Source organism: Alkalitalea saponilacus, assembly GCF_900168165.1.
Classification (GTDB): domain Bacteria; phylum Bacteroidota; class Bacteroidia; order Bacteroidales; family Marinilabiliaceae; genus Natronoflexus; species Natronoflexus saponilacus.
Window position 1 is genome coordinate 94,856 of sequence record NZ_FUYV01000015.1, and the last position, 12,015, is coordinate 106,870.

The following is a 12,015-nucleotide window of genomic DNA, read 5'->3' on the forward strand; positions in this document are numbered from 1 at the left end:
CAATTTCACATTATCCCAATTTACCCCCCCCTGGCCACCAAGGTTAACGAGTCTTTGCATGGCTAGCCTGACAGCAAGCTTTAAAAACAATTTATTTTCAAACATTAAACAACATATCGAAAAATTATACATGATGACGAGGATACTATTTTTAGTGGGGTTCGCGATGATGGGATTATCCGTGACTGCCCAAGGAAGAATGGATAGTGAAGAGATGTTGAAACACGTAAATGAAGCAAGAGCGAATGACTGTTTATGTGGTGATGAAGAAATGAGTGCTGTTGGACCACTCCAATGGGATGATAAACTGGCAAGAGCGGCACAAAGACATGCAAACGATATGGCTCGTCGTAATTTTTTCAGCCACACCGGATCTGACAGGTCGTCGGTAAGTGACCGTGTGGAACGTCAAAGGTTTGACTGGCAAAGGGTGGGTGAAAATCTGGCAGAGGGTTTTCATGATGTAGCAACTGTTGTTCAAGGTTGGATCAATAGTCCGGGTCATTGTAAAAATATTATGAACGGAAATTTCACCCATATAGGAGCCGCTGTTAGCCGTGATGGTAAATACTGGGTACAGGTGTTTGCTACACCAATGCCGGGGACAGAATAATAAAACCCCTGAATTAAACCATATGGTTTAATTCAGGGGTTTTTTATAAAGATTATGATTTCTTACGGCAATATAACACCGTCAATCACATGAATTACTCCATTTGACGTTTGAACATCCGCCAAAACTACATTTATACTACCATCAATAGTTACTGCTCCATCCACAACAATCTCAAGTGACTTTTCCTCGTTTAAAGTTGGAACGCTACCACTTGACAGGTCGCCGGAACCTACGTTTCCACTAACCACATGAGCCAGGAGAACAGAAGTGAGCAACTCAACATCCAAATCATCAATTCCATCAACTTCAAGAACTTCAAACAGGGCTTCAAACGCGGCATTGGTAGGGGCAAAAACAGTCAGTGGCCCATCACCGGATAATGCTTCAACCAATTCTGCTTTTACAACTGCTTCAACTAAAATAGAAAAGAGTGGATTGCCCAAAGCTGCATCAACAATGTTTGGTTGAGTTAGCACCTCGTCAATGGCATGAATGACACCGTTGGTGGCAACAACATCAACCACCACCACATTGGATGAACCATTCAACACAACGCCGTTATCAACAGAAATTCCAAGTGAAACATTATTGTCAAAAGCAGTGGCCAGAGTTGGGAAATAACCACTCGTTACAGCACTTGAAGGTACTACGCCATCAAGAACATGATATAAGAGAATTGGGGTTAAATCTTCGGCAGTTAAATCATCCAGAGTAACGCCTAAATCACTTAGCAATTGACCAAAAGCTGCATTTACAGGAGCAAAAACAGTTAATGAAACATCATCAGAATCCAGTGTTCCGGCCAGTTCTGCCTTTTCTACGGCCGCGACCAATGAGCTAAATGCATCATTCGCCACAGCATGTCCTGTAATGGAAAGGGGCAAAATCACCTTATTAATTACATGAATGATCCCATTATCGGCCATAACATCTGTAGCAGTGATATTTGCGCGGTTATTTAATTTTGTCCCACTCTTATAAAGAGAAAGATTCAGATTCTCAGCCGGGCCGGCAGAAAGAGTGCTGTAATAACCATCGGTTAATTGAGCTGCTGTCTTTTGTTCACCTAACACATGGTATAGCAGAACCGAAGTAAGTAAGTCATTAGGAATATCTTCAAGAGAGGAAGCACCAAGTTCCTCTAAAAGAGATGCAAAAGCTGCATTTGTAGGGGCAAATACTGTTAGTGAGGCATTTCTATCTGCTAATGCATTAGCCAGGCCTGCTTTGGTAACAGCGTCCACCAAAATAGAAAAATCATCGTTTTCTAAGGCAACATCAACAATGGTTTTTGATGTGGCCATTTTTTCATCTTTGTCGTCATCACTACAGGCATAAAATAAAAAGCCTGACAACAGAATTGCAAGAACCGGAAATCTCAAATACTTTTTCATAATTGTAAGTTTTAAATAAATTTTTAGTTAATTCTTTTTTAATTTTAGTAATACATTATTTTTTATAAATTTCTCATAAACATATACTATCAATGTATTCAATATTTACAGGTTAAACAGACGACAATCTTTTTTGTTTAATCTTTATCATTTTTTGTTGCACACTAATTTATTCCTAATTCGTCACAATTAGTCTTTACAACTGTTCTCACAATTAGAAAAAAGAGATTTTTTAACAGCTAATCAATTGAGAAATTTTTCAACTTATTATCATAAGCGAACATGACTTGCTTGCTTTAAGCAATAGTAAAAAGGATACGGGTCTTCATAATTTTAAAGAGAGCTAATAATGAAAACCAGCACAAAGGAGAATTTTGATAGAGTTTTTAAAACGAAAAGGGGGGAATGCAAAAAAGCCCGGGAGCTATGCTTCCGGGCTTCTATCTTTTTAGGCAATTACCACTTTTACAGGGGTTATATTCTGGATATTATCACTTACCGGACAACGAGCCTCTACTTCGTGGAGCCATTTATCAAGAGTATCTTTATCTGCATCGCAATCGGGTTGCATTGAAACCGTAATTTCTTTATATCCGGCACGTTCGGCATTGCTTTTTCCAAAAAGCTTATCTGGATTCAGCGTACCTTCAATATCAATTTTGAGTCCTCGCAATTCAAAACCCATCTCTTTTGCAATCAGATGACCCATTACATTCAGACATCCGGAAAAAGCAGCCAAGACATACTCTACAGGATTTGCTGCCTGATTGCTTCCCCCAAGCTCCTGAGGTTCATCAACTATAATCTCAAAATTTCTGGCTTGAACTTTTGTTCTGGCCGCAGTTTCACTTTGCGCGCTAATCTTAAATTTTAAGTCTGCCATTTCTATATAATTTTTAAATGTTTAAAATCATATAGTAACACTCAAAAAGCAGGCCACAAAGAGATATCTGGACAAAACCAAGAGAAGAGAAACTACGAACAGGAAAAGTTTCCAATCCAAACATCAAAATAATGGATTCAAACGTTATGCTTCTTTTAAAGCCATCATCTTGCTGATATACTTTCCAATAATATCAAACTCCAAATTGACTATGGTTCCCGGCTTTATCTGGTGAAAATTGGTATATTCGTATGTATAAGGTATAATGGCCACTGAAAATCGGTCGTCACGGCTGTTCACTACTGTCAGACTTACTCCGTTGACACAAACTGAGCCTTTTTCCACAGTCATATATCCCTGTGCCGCCATTTTTTTGTCAATGTCGTAACGGAATGTAAAATACCAGCTGCCATCGGACTCTTTCACCTCAACACATTCTGCTGTCTGGTCAACATGTCCCTGCACAATGTGGCCGTCCAAACGGCCATTCATCAACATGCTGCGCTCCAGGTTGACCTTGTCGCCAACCTTTAGCAAACCCAAGTTTGATTTTTCAAGCGTTTCCTGAATGGCAGTTACTGTGTAGGTGTCGCCATCTTTTTTCACCACAGTAAGACAAACCCCGTTGTGTGAAATGCTTTGGTCAACCTTCAATTCATTGGTGAATGAGCACTTCATGGTGATGTGCACATTGCTTTTTTCCTTTTCAACAGCCACTACCGTGGCGGCTTCTTCTACAATACCTGAAAACATATATTTTATATTAAGATTATCGGATAATTTAATTATTCCTCTCCTACAGTTTTGAGAACTTCTCGTTTTAATTTCTCACTAATCCAAACAACTGACATCTCAATAAGCCATCTATCATCGCCCCAATATTTAAAATATCAGTTACAATTCTGCGTTATTTCTACGAATGTGCTAATTTAGTAACATTTTCTATTCAATAAAACCAGATTATGATTTTAGTTACAGGCGGCACGGGGCTGGTCGGTTCACATTTGCTTTATCACCTTACCAATGAAGGGTTGCAGGTTAAAGCCATTTACCGGAAACAAAGCAATCTTGAGGAGGTAAAACAAATTTTCGCATTCTATAACCAGAACTGGGAACAACTCTTCAATCGCATCCAGTGGGTTGAGGCCGACCTTTCGGATTACTATGCTCTGGAAGACGCACTGCAGGGTGTTAAACAGGTTTATCATGCGGCTGCCAAAGTTTCTTTCAACCCGGGCGAGTCTGATAAAATGCTTAAAACAAATACAGAAGGTACTGCCAATCTTATGAATGCCTGTTTGAAACAAAATGTGGAAAAAGTGTGCTATGTCAGTTCCATATCGTCTCTGGGCAAGCAAATAGACGGTGGCCTTATTACCGAAGAAGTTGAGTGGCAGCCGGATGATTACCGTTCTGCCTATTCGTACAGTAAGTTTAGGGCCGAAATGGAAGTGTGGCGTGCATCAAAAGAAGGATTGAACGTGGTCATTGTAAACCCATCGGTCATCATTGGGCCGGTTAACTGGTTACGCAGCAGTGGTCGCCTATTCTATTCGGTAAAAAGAGGCATGCCGTTTTATACATACGGGGCAACCGGATTTGTGGATGTTAGAGATGTTGCAAAAGCCATATATTTGCTCATGAACAGCGATGCGGTGAATGAACGCTTTATTCTGAATGGTGAAAATTTACCTTTTAGCGATTTCTTTAAAATGGTGGCCAAAGTGATGAACAAAAAGCCTCCATTTATTAAGGTATCAAAATGCATTACAGAAATCGGTTGGAGAGTAAATCTTATGCTCTGTTTTCTTGTCGGAAAATCACCTGCCATTACCAAGGATTCAGCACGTGCAGCTCAATCGGTTTCCAAATATTCTGCCGACAAATTCTCCAAAAGGTATGATTTTACGTTCATGTCCATCGATGAGTCGGTCAAAAATGCGGCCAAATGGTTTAAAATAATTGAAGCAAACAATGGTAAAATCCCAAAAATCTGCTAAAAGAAACACGTCTGAACCAACATACGGGAAAAAGATTTTTCTATGGGGACTAAGAATTTCCGGCTTTATTCTGAGCTTTGTCCTGATATTTATTATGCTAATTTATGCCGGACTTTTTGGCAGACTTCCTTCAAAAACAGATATCGGCAACATAAAAAACCATACTGCATCGGTGGTGTACTCTGCCGATGGGCAGATGATTGGAACATACTTTCTGCAAAACCGATTAACCATCGATAACGATATCATTTCAGAGCATGTTAAAAATGCTCTGATTTCAACCGAAGACAGTCGCTTCTTTGAACACAAGGGACTTGATTTAAAAAGCATGGGGCGTGTTTTGTTCAAAAACATCATTCTTGGCGACAGAAGTCAGGGTGGCGGAAGCACCATCAGCCAACAATTGGCAAAAAACCTCTACCCTCGCTCTTCAAAAGGAGTATTTGGACTGTTCATTGACAAAACACGGGAGATGATTATTGCACATCGCCTGGAGTCGGTTTTTTCGAAAAATGAAATTCTAAATCTGTATCTCAACACCGTTCCTTTTGGCGAAGAGGTTTTTGGAATTGAAGTGGCGGCACGCCGCTTTTTTGGCAAATCGTCATCGTCACTGACATTGCCTGAGTCGGCTACTTTAGTGGGGATGTTGGCGGCTAACACCGCTTTCAATCCACGTCGAAACCCCGACAGGTCGGTGGCCCGACGGAACATCGTAATTGACAGGATGGCCGCTAACGGATACATTTCGGCCGAAGAGGCAGAAAAACAAAAAACCGTTCCTTTAAGAACATCCTATTCGCGCATTGACTATAACCATGGCCCTGCGCCCTGGTTTATTGAACATGTAAGAACAGAGGCGGCCAATATTCTGAAGCAGGAATATGGAAATCAGTACAATATTTTCACCGACGGTCTGAAAATCCATACCACACTGGATGCTTCACTTCAAATTCATGCTGTGGCAGCAGTAAAAAGTCATATGGCATACCTCCAAAGGACATTCGACAACCATTGGGGGAACCGCGATCCATGGCATGAAAATCCCGGAGTTTTTGAGAATGCTCTAAGACGAACCGAACGCTACAGAGATCTGGAAAGAAAAGGGCTGGATAGAGCCTCCATTATAAAAGAGTTAGAAAAGCCGTTTAACATGACCATTTTCACCCATGAAGGAGAGAAAAATGCCCAAATGTCGCCCATCGACTCTGTGAAACACTCACTTCGGACTCTGCATACTGGTTTTTTGGCGATGAATCCCACCACAGGGCATGTTTTGGCCTGGGTTGGAGGTGTGGATTTTAAATTCTATAGATACGACCATGTGAAAGCACGCCGTCAGGCAGGCTCAACATTCAAACCCTTTGTTTATGCTTCAGCCATTCACAAGGGGTTTAACCCTTGTGAATTCATCTCCAACGAGCAAAAAACCTACGCGAGATATAACGACTGGACTCCGGCCAACGCCGATGGAAAACACGAAGGATATTACTCCATGAAAGGTGGCCTGATTCACTCTGCAAACACCATTGCAGCCGATGTTATTCACCGCAGTGGCATTAATGAAACCATCCAAATGGCCAGAAAGCTCGGGATTGAGTCTGATATTCCAAATGTGCCATCTATTGCACTGGGAACAGCCGAAATTTCTCTTCTGGAAATGGTTTCGGCATATACCGCCTTCCCAAATTACGGACGAGCCATAAAACCCCTATCTGTATTGCGCATTGAAAACAACCGGGGTGAAATATTATACGAAGCCCCTCGTCAATTCATGCTTGATGAAGCATTTAATGAAGAAACTGCCCGAATCATGATTCAGGTGATGAAAGAGGTGATTGAAAAAGGAACCGGGCGTGCCCTATATAGCCGTTACCAGTTAAGAGGAGAGTATGGCGGTAAAACCGGAACAACTCAAAACAATGCCGATGGTTGGTTTATTGGTTATACACCTACAATGGTTGCAGGAGCATGGGTTGGAGCCGAAAATCCGGCCATCAGTTTCAGGACTCTCGCTTTGGGACAGGGAGCGCATACGGCGCTTCCCATTTTTGGGCGATTCATGCAACAGGCAGAGCAGCATCCTGACTATGCTCATGTCCGAACTTCCAGATTCTATCCGCTTCCGGAAGATTTAATGGCTTATCTCGATTGCGATGATTTCGTAGAGCATCTGCATCAGGACGATGACAGGAATTTTTTCCAGAGACTATTTGGCGGATCATCATCTCGTGAACAGGATGACGAAAAAGAACCGGACGAAGAGGTAAAAGACAAAAACCTGATTAACCGGATGCGGGGCATTTTCAGAAGAGATGATTAATGATGGTCTATCTGACCAAAACTTTTCCGGAAACATTAACAGTGTCACCTATAACATTTACGATATAAAGACCTTTCGAAATATTTTCTGGAAGTTGAATGGTTGTCTCCAGCGCAGAAATTTTCTTTTGAAAAACAATTTGTCCATCTATTCCAACGACAGAAACAACTGCACTGTTAAAAGCTCGTTCTGCCAGTTGCAATTCAAAAGCTCCATCACGAACAGGGTTTGGCGAGATTATTAATTTTGCTGTATAAAAATCGTTACTATTAATCATAGAAGCCTCAAGAGGGGTAAGCTTGATCCAATCAAGATAATAACTACCTGAGGCCGAATTAAACCCAAAATAATAGGTTGCAGCGTTTAGATCAATTTCGCTGCTGATGATGGTCCATTCACCGATTCCTCCCGTGGAAGGCACATCCAGTATGTCAAAAAGGATATTACCCGAATTGGCTTCCAACCTGATTTGGCCTCCTTCCTGTTCTGCAGCCATCCGAAGTTCCATGAGGTATTTGCCGGCCTGGGTGATGTTGGACGGCGGATACGCCGCCCAACTTCCACTACTATTAAATCTTATATATTGGCCATCAGTATCCTGAAAATTAAAAACTGAAGTGTTATTTTCATAGCTGTGGTCTTCTGCCTCAATGATAAAAGATTCCATCGGGACTTCAGGATCCTCCTGCTCATCATAACCCGGAATTTGATAAACCCTTACATAATCCACATACATCTTAGCGGGCAAGGCAGAGTCATCGACTTCAAAGCCGGGCCAATTACCGCCAATTGCCATATTGAGAATGATGAAATGAGGTTTATGAAATGCATGGGTGTTGTTTATTCCATTTGTGATATTAATGGAGTAGAATTCCTGATCGTTTACAAACCACCTGATTGAATTTCTGTCCCACTCAATGGCGTAAACATTGAAATCAGTAACATCAACTTCAAAGCCTGTGGCACTACCCTGATAGTGGTGACCGTTGCCCGCATTCCAGTGTAAAGTGCCATGGGTATCCATGTCGGTATTAACCTGCTCCATAATATCAATTTCACCACACTGGGGCCATCCAACCGATGTAATGTTTTCTCCCAGCATCCAGAATGCAGGCCATGATCCTTGAAAAGCTGGAAGTTTTATTCGCGCCTCAACCCGGCCGTAACGAAAAAAAGCATTTCCTCTTGTAATCATACGAGCAGATGTATACTCACGATTGTCGTAATTCTCCTTTTTCGCAGTAATCACCAGCAGACCATCTTCAACTGTGGCATTTTCTCTTTTATAGGATTGTAATTCATTGTTCCCCCATCCACAAAGGTTGGGGCATCCATTTCCAATTTCAAATATCCAGTCCTGACTGACTTCAGTATCAAATTCATCAGACCAGACCAACTCCCATTGTGGCTCCTCTTGAGAAAAAACACTCATCGAGAACATGATGACAATGATCAATGTAACTATCTTCATTTTATATCAATTTTAATGAAACCATCTTCTATGTGATACAAAGATACTTGATAACAAAAGGGAGCAAAATAAAACACCTCACAATTAACTCACTCCTTAGAAGGGAGTTAATTGTGAGGTGTTTGCCAGGTATGTAATTTTGTGTCGTTTGGTTTTATTCATTCCAGAGATCAGGGATACGTTCGTATCCTCTTGCTCTCTCAACGATCGTGTTAAAAGGAGCTTTCTCACCTTTATGAACCTGGTATAGTCGTTTTGATGTTTCTGAAATGGCATTCACCAGATGTTGATATGGACGATCAGTTACATCTATAATTCCGCAGTTAAGATTTTCTCCGTCGTACCCACGACCGGTTAAATCCTGATCACCCCATTGAAAATATCCCGTTCCAATAAGTGCAGGATGAGAAAAAGCTTGTTCAGTGTAGTAGCGATATGCTATTCCACGCTCCTCTTGTGTATCAACCTGCCATAACGATTGTGACATGCCTCTGTCAACTGTCCCAAAATGATATTCTCCAATCAGAAGAGGCATCCCCGTTCCATTTACAAGTGAATCCATCATCGCATGTTCTGGTGTTAAGGTATAGGAGTTGAAACTGAACACATCAAAAATTCCTTTACATAAATCCAAGATCTCTGTCCTGAAATTCCCTCCTCCAAACCTGATTCCTAGATTTAAATGGCCAGGGCTATGGCGTTTTAGTGATTTGTCGACAGTCTTAATGAAGGTTCTGAATGTCTCATGTACAAACTTCACTCTTCGCTCAGGAGAATCTTTTTCAGATAAATATTCAACCAACGCCTTCTTAATTGGACGATCGTCTTCCAGTTCATGAATTATATCAACCACTCTTAATTCCAAGCCTTGCCATGAAGGCTCATTTCCGGTAAAATATCCAATCAGCCAGGGATTTCCGGCAAACGGCGCAGTAGAGCGTTTTACTGCTTCATCAATCTTTTGATTGAAGTCCGGATCATAAACATCAACCAACCCCATTAAAGTTCCATCTATGCCTAATCCGCCAAGTTGAGTCATGAACGGAACTCTATTTTGCATCATCACTTCACGATCAGACCAGTTGGCAATTGTGTTAAGCCCCCACCTGTTCATCCTTTTAAAAATGTTCTCTATGGCTGGTTCCCGAAAGTCTTTTCCATATCGCCGAACCAGATTCCAGGTTCCAAATGATGCATAATCTGGTTGATCCGGACTATATCCTTTCCCTTCGGGGGGAAGCTCTTTATATAAATTGGGTCTGTGGTTTATTCTTACAGCATTCCCTCCAGCACCAGGAGTTACACAATCCACTCCATGCGAAAGGAATAAATAACCTTCAGGGTCTACAAACCACCAACGTCCATCTGTCTCTACAACCCTGAAAAAACCTGTTCCATTGTCATATCGTGCATTTAAATACCCTCCAAATTTGGAGTAGTTGAATTCTTCAACATTTGTTGCAAGGAGGGCCTCTGCTTCCCACTCCTCACGAAGCTGTTCCAAAGAGTATATTTTATCATCCCAGTCTCCCAGATTCCATTGTCCAAACTGGTCAACGACTGGTGTCTCGCCTAAATAAACATCTCCCGGATCATCAACAGACAATGAAACTGAACGAATTTTAAATACCGGATCTCCAATTGGTACTCTCATTCTGATCCCAATAGAATCTACACCCTGTAACGAACCACGATCACCCTCCCCAAGATTAATCCATCCTGTATATCTGGGTTGATTATACATCCCGGCTAGATCATGCCAAGCTCCGGGCAGTTCCCTGTAAAATTTTAAAGGGATCGCAAGTCTGTTCCAGCCGTTGGGGGTATAACTCATAACCCGCAACTCGTTATACCCGCTATTAGTTGTGAACCCCACATTAAATCGCTGCGGTGTGGTAATCATAAATTCCAGAATGACATAATTGTACTCATCCCAATTCTCAGGTAAACCGGGAGAGATATCCTTTAACGCAAACATCTTTCCGGAAACCTCTTTACTGCTATCGAATCTGATTTCATGATAGCCTTTTTCACAACAGGAAAAAAGGAGGAGTCCTCCTCCACAAACAGAAAACAGCAAACTTCTCAATTTCATAAAAAAGGAATTTTGATAAAAAAAGGTTGTAATCAAATTTCTACAAAAAAATGATTACAACCTAAATATGTTCTAAAAAGTCTATGTATAATAGGGCTTATTTAATCAACCCTGCCTTAATCATATATTCAGCAATTTGAACCGCATTAAGGGCTGCTCCTTTTTTAATCTGATCCGAAACTGTCCAGAATGTCAACCCGTTGGGGTTTGACAAATCCTTGCGGATACGACCCACAAACACCTCATCCTTACCGGCTAAGAACAGTGGCATGGGATACTCATTGGCCGATGGATTATCAATCACCTTAATACCTTGAGCTTTCTCAAACGCTTCCCTTGCCTGCTCCACACTGATTGGCGATTCAGTTTCCACCCAAATGGTTTCAGAATGCGCTCTCATCACGGGGATACGCACACAAGTTGCACTTACTTCAATGTCGGTTCCCATGATTTTCCGGCTCTCGTTGTACATTTTCATCTCCTCTTTAGTGTATCCGTTGTCGGTAAACACATCTACGTGAGGAATGATGTTCATGGCCAACTGGTGCTGAAATTTTTTCACAGTGGGCTGTTCACCATTTACCACCTGTTTCACCTGTACTTCTAGTTCTTCCATGCCGCTGGCTCCGGCACCGCTAGCAGCCTGGTATGTAGAAACATGCACACGTTTAATATGTGAAACATCCTCAATGGCTTTTAAAGCAACTACCATTTGGATGGTAGTACAGTTGGGATTGGCAATGATGTTACGTGGCAAATTTGCACACGCTTTGGCATTCACTTCAGGCACCACCAATGGGACATCGTCGTCCATTCTGAATGCACTGGAGTTATCAATCATTACGGCACCATATTTTGTTATGGTTTCGGCATATTCCTTTGATGTGGATGCACCTGCCGATGTAAATGCTATATCAATGTTCTTAAAATCGTCGTTGTGCTGAAGTTCCTTAACAGTTAGCTCTTTTCCCTTAAACTGATATTTTTGACCGGCACTTCTTGACGAGCCAAAAAGAACCAATTCATCCATCGGGAAATCTCTCTCTTCTAAAATACGCAGGAACTCCTGGCCTACAGCGCCACTGGTTCCAACAATTGCTACTTTCATTTTCTCGGTTTATTAATTCTACAATCGAACAATGGTGTCAACTCTCATTTTTCCGAAAAAAAATTTCGGCACTTTACTTTTTTTAAAATTCTGTGTAATTTGAGAACCAAATCCTATTATTTATC

Annotated in this window: 9 protein-coding genes; 3 read left to right on the forward strand and 6 right to left on the reverse strand. The window is 41.4% G+C overall.

Annotated features, from left to right (window positions below; genetic code table 11):
* Positions 1-166: 166 nt before the first annotated feature.
* Positions 167-613, forward strand: coding sequence for a CAP domain-containing protein (locus B5X70_RS12445; protein WP_232468441.1), 447 nt, complete (start codon positions 167-169; stop codon positions 611-613).
* Positions 614-675: 62 nt separating this feature from the next.
* On the opposite strand, the gene B5X70_RS12450 is transcribed toward B5X70_RS12445, so the two are convergent.
* The 3 genes from B5X70_RS12450 to B5X70_RS12460 form a co-directional block, all read right to left on the reverse strand.
* On the reverse strand, positions 676-2,010 hold the full coding sequence (locus B5X70_RS12450; protein ID WP_079558232.1) for a fasciclin domain-containing protein: 1,335 nt from the start codon (positions 2,008-2,010) through the stop codon (positions 676-678).
* A gap of 448 nt (positions 2,011-2,458) precedes the next feature.
* Complete coding sequence (locus B5X70_RS12455; RefSeq protein WP_079558233.1) at positions 2,459-2,893, reverse strand: OsmC family protein; 435 nt, start codon at positions 2,891-2,893, stop codon at positions 2,459-2,461.
* A gap of 144 nt (positions 2,894-3,037) precedes the next feature.
* Positions 3,038-3,646: a riboflavin synthase gene (locus B5X70_RS12460; RefSeq protein WP_079558234.1), complete on the reverse strand. Its 609-nt coding sequence runs from the start codon at positions 3,644-3,646 to the stop codon at positions 3,038-3,040.
* 209 nt (positions 3,647-3,855) lie between these two features.
* Here B5X70_RS12460 and B5X70_RS12465 point away from each other — a divergent pair, with 209 nt between their 5' ends.
* Together B5X70_RS12465 and B5X70_RS12470 are read left to right on the forward strand one after the other, a co-directional pair.
* Complete coding sequence (locus B5X70_RS12465) at positions 3,856-4,893, forward strand: NAD-dependent epimerase/dehydratase family protein (protein ID WP_079558235.1); 1,038 nt, start codon at positions 3,856-3,858, stop codon at positions 4,891-4,893.
* Entirely contained in the window at positions 4,868-7,216 is a 2,349-nt protein-coding gene (locus B5X70_RS12470; RefSeq protein WP_079558236.1) for a penicillin-binding protein 1A, read from the forward strand. Before B5X70_RS12465 ends, B5X70_RS12470 begins: the two co-directional genes overlap by 26 nt.
* A gap of 7 nt (positions 7,217-7,223) precedes the next feature.
* Here the strand turns inward: B5X70_RS12470 and B5X70_RS12475 are convergent, their stop codons facing one another.
* The 3 genes from B5X70_RS12475 to B5X70_RS12485 form a co-directional block, all read right to left on the reverse strand.
* On the reverse strand, positions 7,224-8,687 hold the full coding sequence (locus B5X70_RS12475; protein WP_079558237.1) for a family 16 glycosylhydrolase: 1,464 nt from the start codon (positions 8,685-8,687) through the stop codon (positions 7,224-7,226).
* 154 nt (positions 8,688-8,841) lie between these two features.
* Positions 8,842-10,782, reverse strand: coding sequence for a hypothetical protein (locus B5X70_RS12480; RefSeq protein WP_079558238.1), 1,941 nt, complete (start codon positions 10,780-10,782; stop codon positions 8,842-8,844).
* Positions 10,783-10,879: 97 nt separating this feature from the next.
* Complete coding sequence (locus B5X70_RS12485) at positions 10,880-11,890, reverse strand: aspartate-semialdehyde dehydrogenase (protein WP_079558239.1); 1,011 nt, start codon at positions 11,888-11,890, stop codon at positions 10,880-10,882.
* Between the last annotated feature and the right edge of the window lie 125 nt (positions 11,891-12,015).